This window comes from Microbacterium faecale (genome assembly GCF_014640975.1).
In the GTDB taxonomy this organism is placed as follows: Bacteria; Actinomycetota; Actinomycetes; order Actinomycetales; family Microbacteriaceae; genus Microbacterium; species Microbacterium faecale.
In genome coordinates, this window is record NZ_BMHO01000001.1 from 147,128 (window position 1) to 171,625 (window position 24,498).

Consider the following 24,498-nt stretch of genomic DNA (forward strand, 5'->3'; position numbering starts at 1 on the left):
CGCCCCCACGCACGGCGTAGCGCGCCAGGTCAGTCGTCGGCGCCGGAGAGGATCCCGCGGAGCCAGTCACGCGCGTCGGCGAACGACGCGTCGCTGTACCGCTGCTCGTGCTCGACCGCCTCATGATCGGCGCGCGGATAGGACCCCAGGAACGTCACGCTCGGGCTGAATCGCTTCAGGCCCATCACCGCGTCGGCCATCCGCTCGTCGGCGATGTGGCCGTCGGCGTCGATAACGAACCGGTACCGCCCGAGTCGGTCGCCGATCGGCCGCGACTGGATCAGGCTGAGGTTGATCCCGCGCGTCGCGAACTGCTCGAGCATCTCGACGAGCGCGCCCGGGACCTCCTTCGGCAGTTCGACGACGAGAGAGGTCTTGTCGGCCCCCGTCCGTTCGGGCGGCACGACCGTCCGCGTGACGAGCACGAAGCGGGTCACGGCGTCGGGGTTATCGCCGATGCCCTCCGCGAGCACGTCGAGGTCGTAGTGGTCGACCACCCCGGGAGCCGCGATCGCCGCCTGCGCGGGCAGTGTTCCGTCGAGCAGGCCGATCGCGCTGGCGACGTTGCTCGCGGCGACGACCTGCGAGTGCCCGGGCACGTTGCGGCCCAGCCACCGGAGACACTGCGCATAGGCGACGGGGTGCGCCGCGATGTCGGTGACGTCGGCGAGGGCGGATCCGCGCGGCGCGACGAGCAGGAACGTCACGGGCACGAGATACTCGCCGACGATCCGCAAGCCGCGGGTGTTGGCCAGAGCATCCTGCGCGCTCGAGACGCCCCCCTCGACCGTGTTCTCGATCGCGATCATGGCACCGTGGCTGGAGCCGTCCGTCACGTCGGCGAGTGCCTGTGCGACGTTCGCGACGGGCTTCCACGTCTGCCCCGCGGCTTCCGGCACCTGCGTGAGCGCCGCCTCCGTAAATGTTCCGGCGGGCCCCAGGTAGCTATAGGTGCGTGTTCCAAGAGGCGCGTCGGGCATGTCACATAGCGTACGCCGTCTCGGGTGGGGCGTTCGTGACGCGTCTCCTGCACGAGGATGCGTGCCGCGGTGCCTGGACGGGCCACCTCCTGGCAGAATTGCCCCATGACCAGTCGAGCAGGATCCCCCGCTGAAGCCGACGATCTCGTCGATGTCGACGCGCTGATCGCGGCCTACTACGACCGCAAGCCCGACCCCGCGAACGCCGCGCAGCAGGTGGCGTTCGGCACGAGCGGTCACCGGGGCTCGTCTCTGACCACGAGCTTCAACGAGGCGCACATCCTCGCGACGACGCAGGCGATCGTCGAGTACCGCGCCGAGCAGAACATCCGGGGTCCGCTCTATCTGGGGCGCGACACTCACGCCCTGTCGCTGCCCGCCGAGCGCACGGCGGTGGAGGTGCTCGTCGCGAACGGCGTCGACGTGCGCGTCGATGCGCACGACGCGTGGGTACCGACCCCGGCGCTGAGCCACGCGATCCTCACGCACAACGCCGGTAAGGACGCCGACTCGCCGTCGCGCGCTGACGGCATCGTCGCCACCCCGAGCCACAACCCGCCTTCTGACGGCGGCTTCAAATACAACCCGCCACACGGCGGACCGGCCGACACCGACGCCACGGGCTGGATCGCCGCACGCGCGAACGAGCTCATCGCGGCGGGACTCGACGGTGTGCAGCGGGTGCGCTTCGCCGACATCGACGCCGAGTCGGTCGCGACGCGTGACTTCCGCGCGGCGTACGTCGCCGACCTCGTGAACGTCATCGACCTGGACGCGATCCGCACCGCCGGCGTGCGCATCGGCGCGGATCCTCTGGGCGGCGCCTCAGTCGCGTACTGGCAGCTGATCGCCGAGCAGTACGGCCTCGACCTCACGGTTGTCAACCCGGACGTCGACCCGACATGGCGGTTCATGACGCTCGACTGGGACGAGAAGATCCGCATGGATCCGTCGTCGCCGTCGGCCATGGCGACGCTCGTCGCACGCCGGGACGAGTTCGACGTACTGACGGGTAACGACGCCGACGCGGACCGTCATGGCATCGTCACCCCCGACGGCGGACTGATGAATCCGAATCACTTCCTCGCGGTCGCGATCGACTACCTCTACTCGCACCGACCCGGTTGGGGTGCGGATGCGGCCGTCGGCAAGACGCTCGTGTCGTCGATGATGATCGACCGCGTCGTCTCGGCACTCGGACGTCGGCTCGTAGAGGTTCCCGTCGGCTTCAAGTGGTTCGTGCCGGGCCTGCTCGACGGATCCGTCGCCTTCGGCGGCGAGGAGTCCGCGGGCGCATCGTTCCTGCGTCGCGACGGCGGCGTGTGGACGACCGACAAAGACGGCATCATCCTCTGCCTGCTCGCCGCCGAGATCATCGCTGTCACGGGGAAGACGCCGTCGCAGCGCTACGCCGAGCTCGAGGCCGAGTACGGCGCGAGCGCGTACGAGCGCGTGGACGCCCCGGCGACGCCCGATCAGAAAGCCGCGCTGAAGGCCCTCTCGCCGAGCAACGTCACGGCCGACACACTCGCCGGCGATCCGATCACCGCGAAGCTCTCGGAGGCGCCCGGCAACGGCGCCGCGATCGGCGGCCTCAAGGTGCAGACGGAGAGCGCGTGGTTCGCCGCGCGCCCGAGCGGCACGGAGGACGTCTACAAGCTCTACGCCGAGAGCCTGCGCGGCCCGGAGCACCTCGCGCAGGTGCAGGAAGAGGCTCGCGCGATCATCGCGAGCGTGCTCGGCGCCTAGCCCCACACGTGGGTCGCCAAAGATTGCAGGCGAGAGCGCCACATCTCTGCATTCTTTGGCGACCCACATCGGTGGGGGTCAGCCCCGGCCCGTGAGTCGCCAGAGGTTGCAGCGTAGAGGGCCCGAGGTGTGCAAACTCTGGCGACCCAACGGCTGGGCGGCTGTCCTGCCTAGGCGGCGGGGGCTTCCTTCTTCCGTGCCCACTTCGCGGGGAGGCTGTCGCCTTCCCACACCTGGACGATGCCCCATGCGACCGCGGTGAGCGGCACCGCGAGGATCGCGCCGAGGATCCCCGCCGTCACGGTGCCGATGGTCAGTGCGACCAAGATGACGAGGCTGTGGAGCTTCAGCGCCCGCCCCATCAGCACGGGCTGGAGGAAGTTGCCCTCGAGTTGGTTGACGAGCACCACGATGCCGACGACGATGACCGCCGCAAGGAGGCCGTTGTCCATGAAGCCGCCGTCGACGAGGGCGACGAGCGCCGCGAGGATCCCCGCCAGCGTCGCTCCGACGATCGGGATGAAGGCGAGGATGAATACGAGCAGCGTCAGCGGCAGAGCAAGCGGGATCCCGAGGATGAACAGGCCGATTCCGATGCCGATCGCGTCGGCCGCGGCGACGCCGGCCGTGCCACGCACGTACGCGCCGAGGGTGTCGACCGTCTTCGTTCCGACCCGCTTCATCCGTCCGTCCCACTCGTCATGGAAGGGCCGCAGCACGAAGTTCCAGATGATCGGGCCGTCCTTGAGGAAGAAGAACAGGATGACGACCATCAGCACGAGCCCCGTGAGGAAGCTCGCGACAGCGCCGACGCCGGCGACAGCGCCGGATCCGATGGTCGCGCCGACACCCGAGCTCGACAGGAAGCCCTGCACCGTCGCCCAGATGTCGTCGAGCGGCACCTCGAACGCGGCGCTTGCGGGGTCATCGCCGAGCCACTGCTGGGCGAGCGGAAGCTCGTTGATCCACGCGACGATCTGATTCACGCCGTCGGTGGCGCTCTGGTAGAGGTCGGGCCACTGTGCGACCACGGCGCGCACGATCGCCCACCCGACGCCGCCGATCACGACGACGATACCGAGCAGGACGATGATCGTCGCGAGCACCGAGGGCATCCGCGCGCGCAGCCAGCGCATCAGCGGCTCGAACGCCGCGGCGAACACGAGCGCGAGGATCACGGGGATCACGACGACGGTCAGCTGACGCAGTCCGAAGACGATGGCCACAAGCAGCAGCGCGACGGCGATGATCTGGATCGAGCGCGTCGCGAGCAACCCCATCGCATCGCGCCACGGACCCTTCGCCTGTGGCGTGCGTGCCAGCGCGGCAGGGACGGTGGGCGCGGACCGGCGGCGACCGAACATGTGACTCCCCCTTCGACGGCGTGGTCCTATCCTGCCTGAAAACTCCCGGCGCGCGCCCGCAAGTCTCCTGCACGTCCATGCCGCGCCTCGCATTCCGCGGTCTCGCTGTCCCCGATACGTACGGAGCGAAGCGAGCGTGCTGCCGACGCCGCTGGCATCGGGACTGGCGGTGGGCCCACGCCGCGCGTTCGGGGTCCCCGGCCGCCGCACTAGCGGCGGCCGGGGCGCGCAGCGGGGAGGATCCGCCCCGCGGATCCGGGGGACTGCGGCGTCAATGGCATGCCCGTGCGGCGGAGCAGTCCCCTACTTCACCGCACCAGCGGTCAGCCCCCCGACGATGTACTTCTGCAGGAAGAGGAACAGCGCGACGACGGGCAGGGCGGCCATCACGGCGCCGGCGGAGAACGCACTCCAGTCGGCGTACCGCGGGTTCGACACGAGCTTCGTGAGGCCCACGGCGAGCGTCTGCACGTCGGAGTCGATGAGCACGACCGACGCCACGACGAACTCGTTCACCGACGCGATGAAGCTCAGCAGCGCGACGACCGCGAGGATCGGCGTGACGAGCGGCAGCACGATGGTGAAGAACACGCGTGCGTGGCCGGCGCCGTCGATACGGGCGGCCTCGTCGATCGACTGCGGAATCGTGTTGAAGAACCCGTACATGAGATACGTGTTCACGCCGAGCGCGCCGCCGAGGTAGACGAGAATCACGCCGACGCGGGTGTTCAGGCCGATGGCGGGGAACCAGTCGCCGAGGGCGCTGAGCAGCAGGAAGATCGCGACGACGGCGAGGAGCTGCGGGAACATCTGCACGACGACGATCGTGATCAGGCCGACACGGCGCCCCGCGAAGCGCATCCGCGAGAACGCGTACGCGGCGAGCGCGCCGAGGAACACGGTGAGGATCGCGGTCAGACCGCTGATGATCAGCGTGTTGGCGAACCACATCGGGAACGGCGCCTGCGGGTTGGACAGGATCCGCGCGTAGCTGTCGAAGCCGATGGCGGAGAACAGGGCGTTGGATCCGGTGAGCGTGCCGCTGGGGTTGAGAGAGCTGGAGATCACGAAGACGATCGGCAGCATCGCGACGATGAGCACGATGACGCCGGCGATGTGACGCCAGCCCGTGTCGAGGAACCACTTGCGCAGAGTCATCAGTTCAGCTCCTCCAGCGACTTCGTACGGCGGAACGCGACGATGGAGATCACCGCGACGATCGCGAAGATGATGATCGTGTACGCGCTCGCGAGACCGTAGTCGCGGGTCTGCCCCGTGAACGCCACCTTGTAGACCATCGAGATGAGGATGTCGGTGTGCCCGACGGGGATCGGCGCCGAGGAGTCGCGCGGTCCGCCGTCGGTCAACATGTACACGACGTTGAAGTTGTTGAAGTTGAACGCGAACGACGAGATGAGCAGTGGGGCGATGCTCACGAGCAGCAGCGGAAGCTTGATCCGGCGGAACACCTGCCAGGGACCGGCGCCGTCGACGGTCGCCGCTTCCTGAAGCTCGTCCGGGATCGACTGCAGCGCTCCCGTGCACACGAGGAACATGTAGGGGAAGCCGAGCCAGATGTTCACGATCAGCACGCTGACCTTCGCCATCCAGGGATCCGTCAGCCAGGGGATCTCGGCCCCGCCGAAGATCACCTGATTGAGAAACCCGAAGCTCTGGTTCATCATGCCCGCCCAGACCAGCGCGGAGAGGAAGGAGGGGATCGCGTAGGGCAGGATCAGCAGCGCGCGGTAGATGCGGCGGCCGCGCATGCGCGGGTGGTTGAAGGTGATCGCGAGGAACAGGCCGATCGCGAAGGTGACCCCGACTGTGATGAGCGCAAAGGCGAACGTCCAGAGCGTGACGTAGACGAGTGGACCGGCGAGGCGCTGATCCGTGACGGCCTTGGCGAAGTTGTCGAAGCCGACCGCGACCTTCCAGCCCGGCATGAGCTCTTCGCCGCTGTCGGAGGTGAAGGCGCCCGTGCCGATGTCGCGGTAGACGGTGCCGGTCGACGTGTCGGTGACGGCGTCGCCATCGTATTCGAGCGACGAGACGTACTGGTAGGCACGGGATCCGTCGGGGGTGCTGATGCGGCCTTCGTTCGGATCCTCGGAGACCGGCACCGACAGTTCGGTCACCTCGTTCTGCCGCTCGAGCACGTCGGCGAACTGCAGGGTCTCCCATCCGGGCGCCGTGACGGCAGTGTCACCGTCGAAGGTCGCGTCGGGGACGGCGGCGAGCGGCTCTTCCGACGTGCCGAGGAGGGCGTTGCCGTTCGGGGAGGTCACGAGCAGGCCGAGCTCGCCACCCGATTCGACGATGGTCACGGGGTAGGTGGGTGAGTCCGGAACCCGCTCGAGAGCGGAGGCCATGAGCGCGTTCACGGCCTGGTCCTTGGATCCGTTGTGACCCGTGCCGTAGTTCGTGAAGCCGACGTACCCGGTGTACAGGAGGACGAAGACCTGGAACAGGGCGAGGAAGAGCACCCCGGGAGCGAGGTACTTCGCGGGCAGCTTGCGCTTCGAGAAGTAAATCCAGTTCACCAGCGCCGCGACCGCGAAGACGATCGCCGCGACACCCCATTCGGCGAAGCCGACGAGGACGAAGATGGCGTAGACCGCGATCGCGTCCACGATGCCGACGAGGATTAGCTTGACGATCAGGGGACGGATCCCCCCTGCCGCCTCATCGGCGATGCCGTACGCGCGCCGGCGCCGACGCGTGTCACGCGGATCCGTCGTGACCCGTTCCGTTTCCGTGCTCACTTCGTTCCTTCCCCTCCCATGGGTCGCCAGAGATTGCGGTCTCGTGCGTCTCGCACGCGCAATCTCTGGCGACCCTCAGGTGGTTGATCAGCCGATGGCGGACTCGACGTCGGCGGTGAGCTTCTGCCACCGCTCGACGGGGTCGGCACCATTGATGACCTCGGCCTGCGCGATGCCCCAGTACTCCCAGACGGATCCCATCTCTGGGATCGCGGGCATCGGCACCGACTCGGTGCCCACCTCGGCGAAGCCGGCGATGATCGGGTCACTCGAGGCCGTGTCGGCCGCGGCCGACAGCGCCGGGAGGATGTTGCCGGCCTCGAAGAGCGACAGCTGCGCCTCTTCGGTGCCGAGGTAGTTCACGAGGAAGTCGGTCGCGGCGACCTGGTTCTCGGACTCGCTCGAGAGGAAGAAGCCCTTCACACCTGCGAAGGGCGAGGCTACCTGGTCGGTCGGGCTGGGAACCGAGTCGATCGCGACGTCGATGCCGCTGTCCTGCGCGGCGCCGACGTTCCACGGGCCGGTGAGCCAGAACGCGGCGTCGCCGTCGAGGAAGGCCTGCTTCGCGATGTCGCCGTCGATGTCGGTGTTGAACACACCGGCCGCGCCCTGCTCGCCGAGCCACGTGGCGAAGGCCTCGCCGTTCTCGCCGCCGATCTGCAGATCAGTCGCGTCGTATCCGGCATCGTTTGTGCCGAACACCGGGGCGCCGAACGCCGTCTGGAACGGGTAGAGGTGGTAGGGGTTGCCCTCGGCGCCCTGCTCGACGACGAACGGCTGGTCGAGACCGGCGTCCTGGCCGGCCTGGAGCATCTCGTCGAAGCTCGCGGCCGCCTCCGGGACGAGCTCGGTGTTGCGCAGCACGGCGAGGTTCTCGACGGCGTACGGCAGCATGTAGACGGTTCCGTCGTAGGTCGCGGCCTCGATGGCGACGTCGAGGTAGCCGGACGCGGAGTCGCCGAGCTCGAGTGGTGCGACGACGCCGTTCGTGGACAGCTCGCCGAGCCAATCGTGGGCGCCCATGGCGATGTCGGGGCCTTCGCCCGTCGGGACCTGCTGGATGAAGTCATCCTTGATGTCAGCCGTGTCCTTGCCGATGAGCTCGACGGCCACGCCGGCCTGCTCCTCGTACGCGTCGGCGGCACCCTGGAGGGCGTCCACGCGCTCGGCGTCGACCCACACCGTGAGGGTCGTCGAGGCCTCGGTCTTCTCGTCAGCCGTGTCGTCGGCGGGAGCGTCGCCGGCTCCGCCGGCGCAACCGGCCAGGCCGAGCGTGCCCGCGACCGCGATGGCCGCGAATGCCCGGCCCGTCTTGTTCACCGTCATCGGTGTTCCCTTTCGTTCGTGCCGGCAACTCCGCCGGACTGTAAGCGATTGCATGGTGCGTGATGAGGGTTGCCACTTGGTAAATCAACGAAGCTTCACCAGATGGCCCCCTCAAGAATGCACGCCGACGCACCATATTGCAAGCGCTTCCATTCTTCGCGCGTGTGCCCTACGCTGACGGACATGACTCACGAATGGTGGCGCTCCGCCGTGATCTATCAGATCTACCCCCGCTCGTTCGCCGACGCCTCCGGCGATGGCGTCGGCGACCTCACCGGCATCACGAACCGCCTCGATGCGGTGCGCGACCTCGGCGTCGACGTCGTGTGGCTGTCGCCCTTCATGACGTCCCCGCAGAAGGACGCGGGCTACGACGTCACCGACTACCGCGATATCGACCCGCTGTTCGGCACGCTCGAAGACTTCGACCGCATGCTGGCGCGCGCGCACGAGCTCGGCCTCCGCGTCATCATCGACCTCGTTCCGAACCACTCGTCTGATCAGCACGTGTGGTTCCAGCAAGCACTCGCCGCTGCCCCCGGATCCCCGGAGCGCGCGCGGTACATGTTCCGCGACGGCGACGGCGACACCCCGCCGAACAACTGGCAATCGGTGTTCGGCGGACCGGCCTGGACGCGCGTGCCGGACGGGCAGTGGTACCTGCACCTGTTCGACTCCTCGCAGCCAGACTTCGACTGGTCGAACGAGGAGGTGCGCGCCGAGTTCCGCGACATCCTGCGGTTCTGGCTCGACCGCGGCGTCGACGGCTTCCGCGTCGACGTGGCGCACGGCCTCGTGAAGGCCGACGGCCTGCCGAACTACACCCCGCCCGCCGACGCGGCGTCGATGGGCGGCGCCGAGCCCGTCCCCTACTGGGGGCAGGACGGCGTGCACGACGTCTACCGCGAGTGGCGCACCGTCCTCGAAGAGTACGAGGACGAGCGGATCCTCTGCGCCGAGGCGTGGATGCCGACCGTGCAGGAGATCGCGAACTGGGTGCGCCCGGACGAGATGCACCAGGCCTTCAACTTCGGCTACCTCTCGACCGCCTGGGACCCCGCCGAACTGCGTGGAATCATCGACGAGTCCCTCGCCGCGTTCGGCGACGTGGGAGCGCCGTCGACGTGGGTGCTGTCGAACCACGATGTCGTCCGGCACGCCACGCGCCTCGCGCTGGGTGACGCGGCTCCGCAGGGTCACGGCGTCGGGCCGCGCTCCGAGGGCGTCCCCGAGCAGACGTTCGGTCTGCGGCGCGGCCGGGCCGCGACCGCGCTCATGCTCGCGCTGCCCGGATCCGCCTACGTCTACCAGGGCGAGGAGCTCGGGCTCCCCGAAGCGGTCGAGCTCCCCGATGAGGCCCGACAGGATCCGACGTGGTTCCGCACCGGCGGCGAGCGCTACGGCCGCGACGGCTGCCGCGTGCCGATCCCCTGGACGCGCTCCGGTGAGTCGTACGGATTCAGCGAGTCGGGCGCATCGTGGCTTCCGCAGCCTGACGGTTGGGCGGCGCTGTCGCGCGAAGCACAGGAGGGCGTCGAGGGGTCGACGCTGGAGCTGTACCGCTCGCTGCTGCGCCTCCGGCGTGAGCACGCGCTCGGCGCGGGCGGAATCGAGTGGCTCGACACGGATCCCAGCGTCCTTTCGTTCCGCAATGGCGACGTGATCGTCGTGGTGAACTTCGGCGATCGCGCCGTGGAGCTCCCGAACGGCGAGGTGCTCGCCGCATCCGCGACGCTGGAGGGCGGCACGCTTCCGACCGACACCGCGGCCTGGGTCCGCACCGAGGCGTGATTCGGACGCGTCCCTGGTCAGAGAGGCAGGGCCGGGGACGCGCTCGGATGAGGTGAGAGGATGACGACGTGAACATCGCCGAGATCGCCCATGCCGTGGGCGTGTCGAGCGCGACGGTGTCGCGGGCGCTGTCAGGTCGCGGATCCGTCTCGCCGAAGACGCGAGAACGCGTGCTCGCGGCTGCGCGCGAACGCGGATACGTCGTCTCGCAGGCCGCTTCGACACTCGCGAGCGGACGCAACCGCAACGTCGGGATCGTGCTGCCCTTCCTCGACCGATGGTTCTTCAGCCAGGTGCTCGCGGGAGCGCAGCAGAGCCTCATGCGCGCCGGGTACGACGTCACGCTCTACAACCTCGAGGGCGACGGATCCGAACGGCGCGAGGTGTTCGAGACGTTCATCCCGCGGCAGCGCGTGGACGCCGTCATCGCCGTCTCCCTGGAGCTCGACGACACCGAGCTGCAGCAGCTGAAGGCGCTCGACAAGCCGCTCGTGGGCGTGGGTGGGCCGATCGTCGGGGCGCCCACGCTGGCGCTCGACGACGTCGGCGCGGCGCGGCTCGTGACGGGCCACCTCATCGCCCTCGGCCACACGAGCATCGCCCACATCGGCGGCGACGAGGCGAGCGACGTCGACTTCCACCTTCCGACGAAGCGCCGCCAGGGATTCGAGGATGCGCTCGAGGAGATCGGCGTGCACGCGCCGCTCGTCGTCGACGCGGACTTCACCGTACCGGGCGGCTATCGGGCGGCGAAGCAGATTCTCGGCACGCCTGACCGCCCGACCGCGATCTTCGCGGCCAGCGACGAGATGGCGTTCGGCGCGATGCTCGCGGCGCGAGACCTCGGGCTCGAGGTTCCCCGCGACGTGTCGATCGCCGGCATCGACGACCACGACATGTCGGACTTTTACGGGCTGACGACGATCGCGCAGTTCCCCCGCAGCCAGGGCGCGCTCGCGGTCGACCTGGTGTTGGCCGACCTCGAGGGCAGCGCCGTGCCGACAGATACCGATCTCCCGTTCGAACTCGTCGTACGGTCCTCGACGACGCGGCCGGACACCGCCGCCCGCTAAAGCGTCGCGAGCGCGGCGCGCACCGCCGGATCCTGTTCGTACTCGATCGCCGCGGCGAGGGCCGCGCGCCGGACGGCATCGATGTCGACCCGCTCGCCCGTCTCCGCCGCCTGCACGGCCGACTCGACCATCGCGAGACTGTGCACGTTCGACGCCGCCGTGCTCTCCGGCGTCTCGCCGCTGCGCACTGCTCCGACGAACTCCCGCAGCGATCCGGCGATCTCCTCGGGCACCCCGGACGGCACCGCGATCCGCTCAGGTCGGGCACGGGCACCGGCGGGGATCACGCGAACGTCGTCCGCGCCGTCCCAGCGGATCGTGCCACCGGCGCCGTTGATCCACCATTCGCCGTTCCAGCTCGTCTCCTCTCCGACCGAGACCCAGCTGCCGGTGAAGACGTACCGCCCGCCGCTGGCGAATTCGAACACCGCGTGGGCCTCCGCTGCGCCCGCGAACCAACTCCAGCTCGGGTTGTGCTCGTCGCACACGACCGACACCGGCTCCGCACCCATCACCACACGCGCGACGTCGAACTGGTGGATCGCCATGTCGATGAGGAGCGGATGCGCCATCTGCTCGCGGAAACCCGAGAAATGAGCTTCCCGAAAGAAGCGAGTCGACGCATTCGAGACGGATCCGATACGCGCCAGCTGCTCGCGCGCCGCGTCGAGCGCCGCGAAGTACCGGCGTGATTGGCTGATCATCAGCAGCTCGCCGTGCACGGCGGCGACGGCGGCCTGGCGATACGCGTCGCGCAACGACGGCGCCGCGGGCTTCTCGCAGAGCACGGGGATTCCCGCGGCGAGCGCCTCGACGTTCACGGGCAGGTGTGCGACGGGGACCGTCACGTTGACGGCCGCATCCACCGGAGTGCGCTCGGCGACCTCGCTGATCGTGCGAGCGGTCACGACGTCGCCGCCGATCCCCTCCTCGATGAGCGCCGTGCGCGCGGTGTCGAGGTCAAGGTCGACGAGCCCGACAAGCTCGACGTCCGGATCCGCGTCGATCGTTCGCAACCACGCGCGTCCCATGCCGCCGGCGCCCACCTGGACGAGACGCAGCGGACCGTCGGTTGTCACGCGGCGGAAGGCGCTCAATTGCCCATCGCCCCCGTGTAGCCGTGGCCGTTGTAGAAGTCCTCACGCTCGTAGCGCAGCAGCACGGGCGACGTGCGTTCGGGGCGGTCGGTGCGCGCCCACTCCACGGCGTTCGCGATCACGCGGCGCACCTCCTGCTGGTGGTACACGGGGTAGTCCTGGTCGCCGGGGCTGAAGTAGAAGATCCGGCCGTACCCGCGCCGGTAGGTCATCCCGCTGCGGAAGACCTCGCCGCCGGAGAAGGTCGACAGGAAGACCAGCTCGTCGGGTGCGGGCACGTCGAAGAACTCGCCGTACATCTCCTGCGCCGGGATGATGAACGGGTGCGGGATACCGCGCGCGATCGGGTGGGTCGGATCCACGGTCCAGACAATCTCGCGATCGTCCTTCGAGCGCCAGCGCAGCGTGCAGGTCGTGCCCATCAGCCGGCCGAAGATCTTCGACCAGTGCCCGGAGTGGAGCACGAGGAGGCCCATCCCCGCGAGTACGTGGCGCTGGATCCGATCGACCACGTCATCGGCGACCTGGTCGTGTGCGGCGTGGCCCCACCAGACGAGGACATCCGTGTCGCGCAGCACCTCCTCAGTGAGCCCGTGCTCGGGATCCTGGAGCGTGGCGGTGCGCACGACGGCGCGCTGGCCGAGGTTCTCTTCGATGCCCTCCTTGATGGCGCCGTGCATTCCGTGCGGGTAGATGTCGCGCACCTCCTGCTGCTCCTGCTCGTGCACGTTCTCGCCCCAGACGACGACGCGCATGGGCTGTCCCGATGCGATGGCGGATGACATGGATCTCCCTCGACAGATGGTTAAGCGCTTAAACTTCTCGCACCGATGGTACGCCACGTTCGGGGTCTCAACCAGGCTCCGGCAGAATGTGCGGAGATGGAGGAACCTGACGCATGGTGACGATGAAGGACGTCGCGGACCGCGCGGAGGTCTCGATCGCCACCGTGTCTTTCGTGGTGAACGGAACCAAGCGCGTCACCGAAGCGACCCGCGAGCGCGTCGAGGCGGCGATGCGCGAGCTCGGCTTCGCGCGCAATCCGATCGGCGCCGCGCTCGCCCGCGGTCGGACGCGCATCCTCGCCATGCTCTTCCCCGCCCTGGAGCGACCGCTCTCGCTCACGGCATCCGCGTTCTTCACGAGCGCGTCGCGGCGCGCGAGACATCGCGGATACGACCTCGTGATGTGGCCGATCGGCAACGACGCCGAGCAGATCGCGGTCCTCGCGCGCAGCGGTCTCGTGGACGGCGTGCTGCTCATGGAGGTCCAGCTCGAGGATCCGCGCGTCGCCGCGCTGGTCGAGCACAAGGTCGAGTTCGCGATGATCGGACGCACCGCGGATCCGTCCGCGCTGCCCTACGTCGACATCGACATGTCGAGCTCGGTCGAGGCCGCGTACGCGCAGCTCATCGCCGAGGGCCACGAGGACATCGCGTTCCTCGCCAGCGCGAGCCCCGCATACGACCACGCCCTCGTGTGGCGCGCGATGCGCGCGTACCGAGAGGTCACCGAGCGCCACGGGCACCCGACGACGCTCATCGCGTGCGACGAGATGCCGGGCGACGGGCGGCGAATCGGCGAGCGCTTCGCCGCCGACTATCCAGACACGACCGCCGTCATCATCCTGAACGAGCACGCCGCGCCGGGCCTCGTCGCGGGGCTGACGCACGCCGGTCTCGACGTCCCGGCTGATGTGAGTCTCGTCTCGCTGGGTTCGTCGGCGTACATGGCCGAGATGACGGAGCCGCAGCTGACGTACATGCGCACCCCGGGCACCGAGCTCGGCGAGCTCGGACTCGACGCGCTCGTCGATCGGCTCGAGGACACGCAGGGGCCGCTTCCGCAGGTCCTGCTGCCGTGCGAACTCGTCCCCGGGGGTACGGTGGCGGCGGCCGGTCCCCGGCGCACACCGCGGCGCGCCTAACTCCGCAAGTCTCCGACAAGTCCGTTGCGATTCTCGCCTGACTTGTCGGAGACTTGCGGACTCGTCGGAGACTTGTGGACTTCAGAGCGCCGGCGGGGTGGGGAGGCTTCGGCTCGTCAGCGCCGCGGGCTGTAGAGGACGATGTCCGTCTGACGTCGCACGCGCGTCGTCCCGGTCAGCGTGACGACGCCGCCCGCGGCGTTGGTCGCGAACACACGCGCTCCCGGACGCGTCTCGCGCTCCGCGCGCAGCTCGTTGGTGAGCGCGCGGATGTCGTGGCGCAGCTCCTGCACCTCGTTCTCGAGGTCGAGCATGCGCTGAATGACAGCGAGGGGCACTCCCTCTGCGGAGAGGGCCGCAACCTCGCGCAGCTGGGCGATGTCGCGCGCGGAGTATCGTCGCGACCCGCCGCGCGTGCGGCCGGGGATGACGAGCCCCGTGCGATCGTACTGGCGAAGCGTCTGCGGGTGGAGGCCGGAGAGCTCGCTCGCCGCGGCGATGGGGAAGATCGGATCCGTCTCCGTCACGCCCTCGGGCAGCTGCATCTCACGCCTCCTCGCCACTCAGTCAAACACGGAACAGTTCCGTGCGGGGATTCTCGGAAGGCTCGACGGCACGGTACGCCTCGAGCGCCTCACGCTGTGCGTCGGTGAGGTTGTCGGGCACCGCCACCTGCACCTCCGCAAGGAGGTCTCCGGTGCCCTTGGACGTCGCGATGCCGCGACCCTTCACGCGCAGGATCCGGCCCGACGGTGTGCCGGGCGCGACGCGCAGCTTCACCGGCGTGCCCTCGAGCGTCGGCACCTCGATCGTCGCGCCGAACGTCGCCTCCGTGAACGTGACCGGCACCGTCAGGCGCAGGTTGCGGCCGTCGCGCGAGAAGACCCGATCCGGGCGCACGGTGACCTCGACGACGATGTCGCCGTTGCTGCCGCCGTTCGGAGAGGGGCGGCCGCGGCCGCGCAGCCGGATCTTCTGGCCGTCCGCGACGCCCGCCGGCACCTTCACCTTGAACGGCTTGCCGTCTTCGCCGCGCAGCGAGATCGTCTCGCCCTTCGCCGCCGTGAGGAAGTCGATCGTCGTGCGCGCGCGCACGTCGCTCCCCTTCTGCGGGCCGCCGAAGCCAGCGCGACGGGAGCCCGTCGACTGACTGAACATCGAGAAGATGTCGTCGAAGTCCGGGGATCCGCCGCCGCCTCGCGAGAAGCGACTGAAGACGTCCTCGAAACCGCCAGCGCCAGCGCCGCCCGCGGTGAAGCGCGCACCGGATCCCATGGCGCGAAGCTCGTCGTACTCCTTGCGCTGCTCGGGATCCGACAGCACCGAGTACGCCTCGCTGATCTCCTTGAACTTCGTCTCGGCTGCCGTATCCCCCGGATTCGAGTCCGGGTGATACGAGCGGGCGAGTTTGCGATAGGCCTTCTTCAGCTCGGCGTCTTCCGCGTCCTTGGAGACGCCGAGCACCTTGTAGAAATCCTTGTCGAACCAGTCCTGACTGGCCATCTCACGCCCTCTTCTGCATCAGTCGGCCGGAACCGCGACGACCACCTTGGCGGGGCGCAGTTCGACGTCGCCGAGGCGGTAACCGACCTCGACGACTTCGAGGATCGTCGCCTTCTCGGTCCCAGGCGTCGGGGCCTGGAAGACGGCCTCGTGCTGCTGCGGGTCGAACTCCTCGCCGACCTCGCCGTATGCGACGAGCCCCGAGTCGACGGCGACGCCGCGCATCTTGTCGGCGACGAGCGCGAAGGCGGATCCGGCTTCGAGGTCGCCGTGCTGCTCGGCGCGCGCAAGGTCGTCGAGTACGGGGAGCATGCGCTTGGCCACCTCGCCCCTGGCACGGTCGGCCTCGAGCTGACGCTGATCCTCGGTGCGCCGACGGTAGTTCGCGTACTCGGCCTGGATGCGCTTGAGGTCGTGCAGCAGCTGCGTCTCGTAGTCGCTCTTCTCCTGCTCGACCGCGTCATCGGTCTGCTCGGCGTCGAGGATCTCGTCGACCGTCAGCTCGTCGCCATCCTCTCCAGCGGAGGCGCCATCGGCGGGGGCAGCTTCTGCCCCCGCCTCGGCGTCCCGCTGGACCTGGTCTTCGCCCTCACCGGGCTCGATCGGGTCCGTGTCCGTCATTACTTCTTCTCGTCCTCGTCGTCTTCATCCACGACCTCCGCGTCCACGACGTCCTCGTCATCCGACGTGGACTCGTCCGAGGAGCCATCCTGCGGCTCCTCCTGCTGCGCCTGCGCGTAGATCGCCTCACCCAGCTTGGTCTGCGACTCGTTCAGCTTGTCGACGGCCGACTTGATCGCCTCGTCGTCATCGCCCGCGAGCGCGGACTTCAGCGCGTCGACGTCGGCCTTCACGCTCTCCTTAACGTCGACCGGGAGCTTCTCGTCGTTCTCCTCGAGGAGCTTCTCGACGGAGTACGCGAGCGTCTCGGCCTGGTTGCGCGTGTCGGCCGCCTCGCGGCGCTTCTTGTCCTCTTCCGCGTGCTCCTCGGCGTCGCGCACCATGCGGTCGATGTCGTCCTTGTCGAGCGAGGATCCGCCCGTGATCGTCATCGACTGCTCCTTGCCCGTGCCCTTGTCCTTGGCGGACACGTGCACGATGCCGTTGGCGTCAATGTCGAACGTGACCTCGACCTGAGGCATGCCGCGAGGCGCCGGTGCGATGCCGGTGAGTTCGAACGTGCCGAGCGGCTTGTTGTCGCTCGTAAACTCGCGCTCACCCTGGAACACCTGAATCGCGACGGAGGGTTGGTTGTCCTCGGCTGTCGTGAACGTCTCGCTGCGCTTGGTCGGGATCGCCGTGTTGCGCTCGATGAGCTTCGTCATGACGCCGCCCTTCGTCTCGATGCCGAGCGACAGCGGGGTGACGTCGATGAGGAGGACGTCCTTACGCTCGCCCTTCAACACGCCGGCCTGGAGTGCCGCGCCGACGGCAACGACCTCATCCGGGTTGACGCCCTTGTTGGCGTCCTTGCCCGTCTCCTGCTTGACCAGCTCGCTGATCGCGGGCATCCGGGTGGATCCACCGACGAGCACGACGTGCGCGATCTCGCTGAGCTTCACACCCGCCTCGCGGATGACGTCCTCGAACGGCTTCTTCGTGCGCTCCACGAGGTCCTTGGTCAGGTCCTCGAACTTCGCGCGCGAGAGCTGCTCCTGCAGCGAGGCCGGGCCCTCGGCGGTGAGCGAGAGGTACGGCAGGCTCACGGTCGTGGTCGCCGAGCTCGAGAGCTCGCGCTTGGCCTGCTCCGCGGCCTCCTTGAGGCGCTGCAGCGCGATCTTGTCGCCCGAGACGTCGACGCCGGTGGTGTCCTTGAACTGCTTCATGAGGTACTCGACGACGCGGTCGTCCCAGTCGTCGCCGCCGAGGCGGTTGTCACCGGCGGTCGCCCGCACCTGGATCGTCGAGAAGTCATCGTCCTTGCCCACTTCGAGCAGCGAGACGTCGAACGTGCCGCCACCGAGGTCGAAGACGAGGATCAGCTCGTCCTCCTGGCCGCGATCGAGACCGTAGGCGAGGGCCGCGGCGGTGGGCTCGTTGACGATGCGAAGGACGTTCAGACCCGCAATCTCGCCGGCCTCCTTCGTGGCCTGACGCTCGGCGTCGTTGAAGTAGGCCGGGACCGTGACAACCGCGTCAGTGACCGTGTCGCCCAGGTACTCCTCGGCGTCGCGCTTCAGCTTCTGCAGGATGCGCGCCGAGATCTCCTGCGGCGTGTACTTCTTGCCGCCGGTCTCGAAGCTCCAGTCAGTGCCCATGTGGCGCTTGACCGAGGCGATCGTGTTGTCGACGTTGGTGACGGCCTGACGCTTCGCGGTCTCGCCGACGAGCACCTCTCCGTCCTTCGTGAACGCGACGACCGACGGGGTCGTGCGCATTCCCTCGGCGTTGGCGATGACCTTCGGCTCGCCGCCCTCAAGGACGGACACGACCGAGTTGGTCGTTCCGAGGTCGATTCCCACAGCACGTGACATATGTAGCTCCGTTTCGTCGAGAAGAATTCGCGAGAGTTGAGTCGCGATGACTCAAGTGTAAATCGCGGATCCGGATCCGTCAAGAAACTTGATGCGGACCGACTCAACTTTAGAGCGGCACCCCACCCGCGGAGATAAGCCGCAGCCGCGGATCCGATCGGCAGGATCCTCCGCTGTTGCGGCTTATCTCCGCGCGAGCGGACCGGTCAGTGCCCAGCTCGGCTCACGCTCAGCGCCTCGGGCGCAGACGTGGCATGACGAACGACAGCGCCAGCACCACGAGGCCGCCGGTGAGCGAGACGGTCAGCCCGACGCGGATCGACGCCGCATCGGCGATCACCCCGACGAGCGGTGGCCCGCCGAGAAAGGCGAGGCGCATGAGCCACGTGACGACCGTGAGGCCGACGCCCGCACGCAGGCCGGGCACGCGGTCGGCCTCCTGCATGGCGAGCGGGATCGTCGGCGCGCAGCCGAAGCCCGCCATCGCGAGTCCGATGCAGACGCCCCACACGGTCGGGACGGCGATCGCGAGGCCGATGCCGCTCGCGATCAGCACGCCGGCCACGATCACCACGGCGCGTGCACCGAAGCGGTCGACGAACCGATCGCTCACCATGCGCCCGACGAACTGCGCCGAGACCAGACCGATGAATCCGGCGGCGGCGAGCGCAGCGGGTGCGCCGACCTCGTCACTGAGGTAGAGCGATGCCCAGGAGAATGCGACCTCCTCGACGAGGCCGCCGCCGATCGCGACAAGCAGCAGCGCGGCGATGAGGAACACGACCTTCGTCGTGACGCCCCCGGCGGCCTTCGCGATCCGGATCTCGCCGGTCGGACCGGCCTCGGACTCGGGCCCGGGCAGCGCCCAGCGCAGCGCGAAGAACGCCAGGCCGGCGAACACTACGGACGTGACGAGGATGTGGAATCGCACGGGGACCCCGAGCGCGATCGCCGCGGCGGCGATCGCGCCGCCCGTGACGGCGCCGGCCGACCAGAGCGCGTGCATCGAGTTGATGATGGATCGTCCGCGGCGTTGTTGGACCCGGAGCGCATTCGCGTTCTGCGCGACGTCGGTGATCGCGTCCATCATGCCCGCGGCGAAGAAAGACGTGGCCATCAGCAGGATGCTCGGCGACCATGCCGCGGCCACGAGGCCGATCGCGAGGCCGCTCGTCGCGATCGCCGCGACGCGGGCGGACCCGAATCGACGGATGAGCACGGCCGCGGCCATTCCGGCGACCATCGCACCGACGGGGTTCATGGCAAGGACGATGCCGTAGACCGTCGCGCTCATATCGAGCGCGACCTTCAGCTCCGGGTAGCGCGGGATGAGGCTCGCGAAGACCGCGCCGTTCGTGAAGAAGAACAGCGCGGCGGCGATGTGGCCGCGTCGCAGCTGGCGGTCCAAGGCGGTCGTCACCCGTCGATCATGCCCGACCAGCCATGGGAAGTCACACCGACGCGGTACGGTGCTCCCATGAGCGCGAAGCCCCCTCGCCCGTCCGCCGCGGCCGACAGCGAGGCCGTCCCCGTCTTCGGTCTGCAGCACAAGCTCGACGCGAAGCCGACCAAGCGACGCACGATCCTCTCGTGGGCGCTGTGGGACTGGGGGCTCCAGCCGTTCAACACCATCATCCTCACGTTCATCTTCACGGCGCTCTACCTCACGACGGAGGCGTTCCTCCCCGCGGAGTTGCAGTCGCTGAGCGACGACGATCCGTTGAAGCAACACGCGCTCGCCGATCTCGCGAGCGGTCTCGGCCTCGGCACGACCGTCGCCGGGCTGCTCATCCTCGTCCTCGCCCCCGTGTTGGGCCAGCAGGCCGACGCGCAGGGCAAGCAGAAGCTGTGGCTGGGGATCGGCACAGTCGGCACGATCGGTTGCATGCTGGGGCTGTGGTTCGCCGAACCCGCGCCGACCTACTTTTGGATGGCGGTGTCGCTGATCGCGGCCGGCACGGTGCTGAATGAGATCGCGTCCGTCAACTACAACGCGCTGCTCGTCAGCATTGCGTCGCCGAAGAACATCGGGCGCATCTCCGGCCTCGGCTGGGGCTTCGGATACGTGGGCGGCGTCGTCGCGCTCGTCCTCGTCGTGGTCTTCTACGCGAGCGACTGGTTCCGCATTCCCGCTGATGACGGGCTCCCCTTCCGTCTCATCGCGGTCGGGTGCGCCATCTGGTCGACCGCGTTCGCGATCCCCGTCTTCCTCGCCGTGCCCGAACCGGCCCCGCTCGGCAAGCCCGAGCGCCGCGTGAACTTCCTGCGCAGCTACGCCGTCCTCGTCCGCGACATCATCAGCCTGTACCGCAACCGCGCGACGCGGAACACGTTCTGGTTCCTCCTGGCATCGAGCGTGTTCCGCGACGGCCTGAGCGGCGTGTTCACGTTCGGGGCAATCATCGCGGCTCAGGTGTTCGGATTCGGATTCGTCGACACCGTCGTGTTCGGCATTGCGGCGAACTTCATCGCGGGCGTCTCGACGATGATCGCCGGCCGATGGGACGACCGGTTCGGCCCGAAGGCGATCATCGTGTTCGCGCTGTGCGGCATGGTGGTGGCAGGGATGGCGGTGTTCTTCTTCGCTGGCGTGGGCAAGATCATCTTCTGGGTCTTCGGACTCATCCTGTGCGCGTTCGTCGGCCCCGCGCAGGCGGCCGGGCGCTCGTTCCTCGCTCGCGTCACGCCCGCGGGACGCGAGGGCGAGATCTTCGGCCTCTACGCGACGACGGGTCGCGCGGCGAGCTGGATGTCGTCCGCGCTCTGGACACTGTTGATCACCGCGACCGGAGCGACACTGTTCGGGGTCCTCGGAATCGTGCTGGTGCTCCTGCTCGGCCTGCTCCTCCTTCTCCCGGTGCGCGCGACGCCATAGACCGCCCGACGCTCCGCGAGCACGCAGGACGCCCCTGCGAGACTGGAGGCATGACGCGCCGCATCGCCTTCCTTGACGTCGACGGGACGATCATCGACCACGACGGGGAGATCCCCGCTTCAACGGTGAACGCGATCCGCACGGCCCGCGAGAACGACCACCTCGTGTTCCTCGCAACCGGGCGCGGCCCGACCGAGGTCGAAGAGCGTCTCGTCGAAATCGGATTTGACGGCGCGGTACTCGGCGCTGGCGCCTACATCTGGCTGGGCACGCTCTGGAGCGAGGGCGGATGGCACGCGGAACACCTCATGGATCCGCGCCGAGTCGCAGAGATGGTGGCGGCATTCGAGACCGTCGGCGCCGACTACGTGCTGCAGGGTCGTGACGACGTGTGGGCGACACCGTCGGGGTACAACCGCCTGGCAGCGGGGCTCGATGCCGAGGGCCGCCTCTCGGATGCCACGCGCGAGGCGCTGCTGGAGCACGTCACGATCACCGCGGATCCGCCGCAGGGCGCGGTCGCGAAGGCCGTCTTCTCGAGCGACGATCAGCGCACCTACTCCGCCGTCAAGGAACTGTTGGGCGATCGCTTCAGCGTGATCACCGGCACGATGCCCGGGCTCGGCACGGCCGGTGGCGAGGTCTCCGCCGGCGGGGTGACGAAGGGATCCGCGCTCGTCGAGACCGTGCGGACGCTCGGGATCGACGTCGCGCACTCGATCGCGATCGGCGATAACAACAACGATCTCGAGATGCTGCGCACCGCCGGCGTGGGGATCGCGATGGGGAACGGAACTCCAGAAGCGATCGCGGCAGCCGACGAGGTGACGAGCGGCGTCGACGCCGACGGCATCTGGAACGCCTTCGCGACGCACGGGTTGGTCTGAGCGCCCCGGACACGGGAAAACCCGGGCTGCGCTCCCCCGACCGCTACCCGGGTCCCGATTGATCGGGGCGACGATGTCGCTCGTCCGACTATTCTTCAGCCTAGGTTCGCTCGCCCCGGGAACCATACGTGCGTGACCCAAATCACCCTCACCTCACCCGTGAATCACACGACATCACCCGCGTGGCATCATGGTGAGGGTGCAGGGGACTGATCGCGACCGGCTGAGCCGGCCCCGCCTCGTGTCGCTCTGGCGACGCGTGACGGCGGGCGCAACGGTGCTTGTGACCGCACAGCACGACAGCGGCGTCGCCTCCAGTGTGCGCGAATGGGTCGCCGAGACGGGCGATCGTCTGATCGAGTGGTCGTCGAATCGTGTCGACGTGCCCGCGGAGACGCCCGACGCCGACGTCGTCCTGCTGGAGATCGAAGGCATGCTCGGCACCCACGTCACTGCAGCCCTCGCGGTGCGCGAGCGCTGGCCCGCGGCGACGCTCATCGCCGTCTCCAGCACACAGTGGCCGCCGGGCCTCCTCGATGCGGGCATGCGACCCGAACGCGTCTTCCCCGGATCCCAGTTCGGCTTCACGACGGACGAGACGCTCGACAGGGCCGAGCAGCTCGGCCTCGCCCTCACCTGGGATGAGGCCAGCGGCCTCCTCGAACGCGTGGGCACACACGCTGGCCTGGTGGACGCGATCCTGCGCGCAGCCACGTCGCACGGATCCCTCGACGAGGCCGCGGTGCGCACGGGGTGCGATGCGCTCGTGAGTCACTTCGCGGGGGCCGCTGCCGCCGGCGTCTTCCGTCCGAACGGCTGGCGAGCGGTGCTCGTCTCGGCGCGCATCGGACCGATGCCCCGTCGCACGCTGCTCGAGGTGTGGGGGCGCGACGAGGTCGTGCGCGCCGCCTTCGACAATGTGCTCCAGGCGGGCTTCTTCGTACAGGATCCCGACTCCGACATGATGCAGCTACGGCCCGATATCCGGGCCGCCGTCATCGACCGGATCGAGCGCGAGGCACGACTGGATGCCGTCGACGCGGACGTCGCCGCGCTCGCCTCGCGTTTCCTGAGTGAGGGGCGTACCGACGATGGCTGGTCGATCGTCGCCGATCTCCCCGCGGCACGCACCCGCCTGCTGGTCGAGCACTGGTGGCTGCTCGGCGAGTTCGACGTCGCGCACGCCCGGCCGTGGCTCGAGGAGGCCATCACTCGCAGCGCGTCCCCCGAACTGCGCGTCGCGCTCATCCGGTGCCTGATCGACGTCACCAGCGCGAACCACACCGGCCACGTGTCGCAGGCGGACCGCCGCGTCGCCCGCGACCTCCTCGACGAGACCGACGGGGTCGAGATGTCGGTCGGAGCGCTGCTGCTCGCGGACACGCTGCGCGGCGTGCTTCTCCGCCTCGACGGCCACCACGGCGAAGCGCTCGAGACCCACGAGAGGCTCGCTGACTCGGTCGATCGGGTCCACGACGACGCCGACGACGGGGCTCCATCGCTCGCGCAGGCGAACCTCCTCCTGCACGCGGGGATCAGCGCCATCGACGCGTCTCGATCGGACATCGCGTCGGACCGTTTCGCCGCGGCTGCGGCTCTCGCGCACTCCTCGAAGCACGATCGCCTCGCCCGCTACGCGCACGAGATGCTGCTGCTTGTCACGACAAACAGCGGGCGCGCGCCCCTCCCGTCCACCTTCCAGGCGCGTGTGGACAACCTCGTCGGCGCTCACGTGATCACACCGCCGATGTCGAACGTGGTCAAGCTCAGCAGCGCGCTCTACATCGTGGATCCGCGCGGGCTGCAGGAGGCGCTCGACGACGAGGCGCCGGCCGTCGATGATCCGCTCATGCTGCGCTTCATCGACCTCGCCCTGCGTTCGTTCGCACACGGTCTGCTGGGCACCTCGGGCCTCGCGGCGCGCGCGATCGAACTGTTCGAGCGCGAGCTCGATGGCCGCGACCTGACGGCGAACCATCGCGCCCTGCTCGTGTGGGCGCGAACGGAGGCGCTCCTGCACGCCGGCGCGGCGGACCGTGCCGTGGAACTGCTGACCGAGACGCGCGGGCTCCGCGCGGTCATCCCTGTGGACGTCCTGCTCGCGCGCGCCGCGCTGCGCGCGAAGAAGCCCGAGCGCGCATTGGCGGCGCTCGCTTCCACCCAGGACGCGTACGGGTCCGGAGTCCTCGCCGTATGGTCGCACCTGCTGCTGTTCCTCGCGTACCACGCGATCGGATCCGACTCGTCACTCGAGGTCGCGCATCAGCACCTCTCAACGGCGCTCGTCGCCGGATCCCGCGCCCGTCCCCTGCTGCCGTTCGCCGCGCAGGGAATGAGCGCGCTGGGCACCACACTCACGCAGGCGGATCAGCTCGCCCTCGACCCCGCCGGGCGTCGATACATCGCCGACGTCGAGCGGATGCGTGATGAGCTGCAGCTCGCCACCAGCACGACCCTCGCACTCAGTGAACGTGAGCGCGTCGTCGTCGCGCACCTCGTCGCCGCCGAGTCGACGCGCGACCTCGCGGCACGGCTCCACGTCTCCCCCAACACGGTCAAGACCCAGCTGCGGTCGATCTATCGCAAACTCGGCGTCTCGTCGTGGGCCGACGCCGTGGCGACGGCGAAGCGCCTCGGGCTCGTCTGAGCAGGCTGCCCGCCGTGGCACACTCCGCTTGCGCGTCGAT

19 protein-coding genes are annotated in these 24,498 nt (G+C 68.8%); 7 read left to right on the top strand and 12 right to left on the bottom strand.

Going from position 1 to position 24,498, the window contains the following annotated elements; all coding sequences use genetic code 11:
• Window positions 1-29 precede the first annotated feature (29 nt).
• Window positions 30-980: a prephenate dehydratase gene (pheA, locus tag IEW87_RS00655; protein ID WP_188710400.1), complete on the bottom strand. Its 951-nt coding sequence runs from the start codon at window positions 978-980 to the stop codon at window positions 30-32.
• Between the two features lie 105 nt (window positions 981-1,085).
• Here pheA and pgm point away from each other — a divergent pair, with 105 nt between their 5' ends.
• Complete coding sequence (pgm, locus tag IEW87_RS00660) at window positions 1,086-2,729, top strand: phosphoglucomutase (alpha-D-glucose-1,6-bisphosphate-dependent) (protein ID WP_188710401.1); 1,644 nt, start codon at window positions 1,086-1,088, stop codon at window positions 2,727-2,729.
• Window positions 2,730-2,899: 170 nt separating this feature from the next.
• Here pgm and IEW87_RS00665 read toward each other — a convergent pair whose 3' ends face one another.
• The 4 genes from IEW87_RS00665 to IEW87_RS00680 form a co-directional block, all read right to left on the bottom strand.
• Window positions 2,900-4,093: an AI-2E family transporter gene (locus IEW87_RS00665; RefSeq protein WP_188710402.1), complete on the bottom strand. Its 1,194-nt coding sequence runs from the start codon at window positions 4,091-4,093 to the stop codon at window positions 2,900-2,902.
• Window positions 4,094-4,396: 303 nt separating this feature from the next.
• Window positions 4,397-5,251 (bottom strand): sugar ABC transporter permease, encoded by an 855-nt coding sequence (locus tag IEW87_RS00670; protein WP_188710403.1) that lies wholly within the window; start codon window positions 5,249-5,251, stop codon window positions 4,397-4,399.
• The gene (locus IEW87_RS00675) at window positions 5,251-6,858 is read right to left on the bottom strand and encodes an ABC transporter permease subunit (protein ID WP_188710404.1); all 1,608 of its coding nucleotides are present in this window, start codon (window positions 6,856-6,858) and stop codon (window positions 5,251-5,253) included. The genes IEW87_RS00670 and IEW87_RS00675 overlap by 1 nt, the downstream gene beginning before the upstream one ends.
• Window positions 6,859-6,945: 87 nt before the next feature.
• Complete coding sequence (locus IEW87_RS00680) at window positions 6,946-8,184, bottom strand: sugar ABC transporter substrate-binding protein (RefSeq protein WP_188710405.1); 1,239 nt, start codon at window positions 8,182-8,184, stop codon at window positions 6,946-6,948.
• Between the two features lie 183 nt (window positions 8,185-8,367).
• On the opposite strand from IEW87_RS00680, the gene IEW87_RS00685 reads away from it, so the two are divergent.
• Together IEW87_RS00685 and IEW87_RS00690 are read left to right on the top strand one after the other, a co-directional pair.
• Window positions 8,368-9,975, top strand: coding sequence for a glycoside hydrolase family 13 protein (locus IEW87_RS00685; RefSeq protein WP_188710406.1), 1,608 nt, complete (start codon window positions 8,368-8,370; stop codon window positions 9,973-9,975).
• Between the two features lie 68 nt (window positions 9,976-10,043).
• Complete coding sequence (locus IEW87_RS00690) at window positions 10,044-11,048, top strand: LacI family DNA-binding transcriptional regulator (RefSeq protein WP_188710407.1); 1,005 nt, start codon at window positions 10,044-10,046, stop codon at window positions 11,046-11,048.
• Here the strand turns inward: IEW87_RS00690 and IEW87_RS00695 are convergent.
• On the bottom strand, window positions 11,045-12,145 hold the full coding sequence (locus IEW87_RS00695) for a Gfo/Idh/MocA family protein (RefSeq protein WP_229730802.1): 1,101 nt from the start codon (window positions 12,143-12,145) through the stop codon (window positions 11,045-11,047). The two genes, IEW87_RS00690 and IEW87_RS00695, sit on opposite strands and share 4 nt — an antisense overlap.
• The gene (locus tag IEW87_RS00700; protein ID WP_188710408.1) at window positions 12,142-12,930 is read right to left on the bottom strand and encodes a ThuA domain-containing protein; all 789 of its coding nucleotides are present in this window, start codon (window positions 12,928-12,930) and stop codon (window positions 12,142-12,144) included. The genes IEW87_RS00695 and IEW87_RS00700 overlap by 4 nt, the downstream gene beginning before the upstream one ends.
• Window positions 12,931-13,043: 113 nt before the next feature.
• Between IEW87_RS00700 and IEW87_RS00705 the strand changes: the two genes are divergently transcribed.
• Window positions 13,044-14,072, top strand: a complete 1,029-nt coding sequence (locus IEW87_RS00705; RefSeq protein WP_188710409.1) for a LacI family DNA-binding transcriptional regulator — start codon at window positions 13,044-13,046, stop codon at window positions 14,070-14,072.
• A 116-nt stretch (window positions 14,073-14,188) separates the two neighbouring features.
• Here the strand turns inward: IEW87_RS00705 and IEW87_RS00710 are convergent, their stop codons facing one another.
• From IEW87_RS00710 to IEW87_RS00730, 5 genes are all read right to left on the bottom strand, one after another.
• Window positions 14,189-14,617 carry a heat shock protein transcriptional repressor HspR gene (locus IEW87_RS00710; protein WP_188710410.1) on the bottom strand — a complete coding sequence of 143 codons (429 nt, stop codon included), beginning with the start codon at window positions 14,615-14,617 and terminating at the stop codon, window positions 14,189-14,191.
• A gap of 22 nt (window positions 14,618-14,639) precedes the next feature.
• On the bottom strand, window positions 14,640-15,575 hold the full coding sequence (locus IEW87_RS00715; protein ID WP_188710411.1) for a DnaJ C-terminal domain-containing protein: 936 nt from the start codon (window positions 15,573-15,575) through the stop codon (window positions 14,640-14,642).
• An 18-nt stretch (window positions 15,576-15,593) separates the two neighbouring features.
• Complete coding sequence (locus IEW87_RS00720) at window positions 15,594-16,196, bottom strand: nucleotide exchange factor GrpE (protein WP_188710412.1); 603 nt, start codon at window positions 16,194-16,196, stop codon at window positions 15,594-15,596.
• The gene (dnaK, locus tag IEW87_RS00725) at window positions 16,196-18,049 is read right to left on the bottom strand and encodes a molecular chaperone DnaK (protein ID WP_188710413.1); all 1,854 of its coding nucleotides are present in this window, start codon (window positions 18,047-18,049) and stop codon (window positions 16,196-16,198) included. The genes IEW87_RS00720 and dnaK overlap by 1 nt, the downstream gene beginning before the upstream one ends.
• Before the next feature lie 229 nt (window positions 18,050-18,278).
• Window positions 18,279-19,469, bottom strand: coding sequence for an MFS transporter (locus IEW87_RS00730; protein WP_188710414.1), 1,191 nt, complete (start codon window positions 19,467-19,469; stop codon window positions 18,279-18,281).
• A 57-nt stretch (window positions 19,470-19,526) separates the two neighbouring features.
• Between IEW87_RS00730 and IEW87_RS00735 the strand changes: the two genes are divergently transcribed.
• From IEW87_RS00735 to IEW87_RS00745, 3 genes are all read left to right on the top strand, one after another.
• Window positions 19,527-20,924, top strand: coding sequence for an MFS transporter (locus tag IEW87_RS00735; protein ID WP_188710415.1), 1,398 nt, complete (start codon window positions 19,527-19,529; stop codon window positions 20,922-20,924).
• A gap of 50 nt (window positions 20,925-20,974) precedes the next feature.
• Window positions 20,975-21,811 (top strand): HAD family hydrolase, encoded by an 837-nt coding sequence (locus IEW87_RS00740; protein ID WP_188710416.1) that lies wholly within the window; start codon window positions 20,975-20,977, stop codon window positions 21,809-21,811.
• Between the two features lie 199 nt (window positions 21,812-22,010).
• Window positions 22,011-24,458 (top strand): helix-turn-helix transcriptional regulator, encoded by a 2,448-nt coding sequence (locus IEW87_RS00745; protein ID WP_188710417.1) that lies wholly within the window; start codon window positions 22,011-22,013, stop codon window positions 24,456-24,458.
• The last annotated feature ends 40 nt before the right edge of the window (window positions 24,459-24,498 follow it).

Bases quoted from the DNA above. Each gene is read 5' to 3' on its own strand.
- pheA (WP_188710400.1), bottom strand. From the start codon at position 980: ATGCCCGACGCGCCTCTTGGAACACGCACCTATAGCTACCTGGGGCCC.
- IEW87_RS00735 (WP_188710415.1), top strand. From the start codon at position 19,527: ATGAGCGCGAAGCCCCCTCGCCCGTCCGCCGCGGCCGACAGCGAGGCC.
- IEW87_RS00740 (WP_188710416.1), top strand. From the start codon at position 20,975: ATGACGCGCCGCATCGCCTTCCTTGACGTCGACGGGACGATCATCGAC.
- IEW87_RS00665 (WP_188710402.1), bottom strand. From the start codon at position 4,093: ATGTTCGGTCGCCGCCGGTCCGCGCCCACCGTCCCTGCCGCGCTGGCA.
- IEW87_RS00715 (WP_188710411.1), bottom strand. From the start codon at position 15,575: ATGGCCAGTCAGGACTGGTTCGACAAGGATTTCTACAAGGTGCTCGGC.
- IEW87_RS00680 (WP_188710405.1), bottom strand. From the start codon at position 8,184: ATGACGGTGAACAAGACGGGCCGGGCATTCGCGGCCATCGCGGTCGCG.
- IEW87_RS00700 (WP_188710408.1), bottom strand. From the start codon at position 12,930: ATGTCATCCGCCATCGCATCGGGACAGCCCATGCGCGTCGTCGTCTGG.
- IEW87_RS00720 (WP_188710412.1), bottom strand. From the start codon at position 16,196: ATGACGGACACGGACCCGATCGAGCCCGGTGAGGGCGAAGACCAGGTC.
- IEW87_RS00685 (WP_188710406.1), top strand. From the start codon at position 8,368: ATGACTCACGAATGGTGGCGCTCCGCCGTGATCTATCAGATCTACCCC.
- IEW87_RS00670 (WP_188710403.1), bottom strand. From the start codon at position 5,251: ATGACTCTGCGCAAGTGGTTCCTCGACACGGGCTGGCGTCACATCGCC.
- dnaK (WP_188710413.1), bottom strand. From the start codon at position 18,049: ATGTCACGTGCTGTGGGAATCGACCTCGGAACGACCAACTCGGTCGTG.
- pgm (WP_188710401.1), top strand. From the start codon at position 1,086: ATGACCAGTCGAGCAGGATCCCCCGCTGAAGCCGACGATCTCGTCGAT.
- IEW87_RS00710 (WP_188710410.1), bottom strand. From the start codon at position 14,617: ATGCAGCTGCCCGAGGGCGTGACGGAGACGGATCCGATCTTCCCCATC.
- IEW87_RS00705 (WP_188710409.1), top strand. From the start codon at position 13,044: ATGGTGACGATGAAGGACGTCGCGGACCGCGCGGAGGTCTCGATCGCC.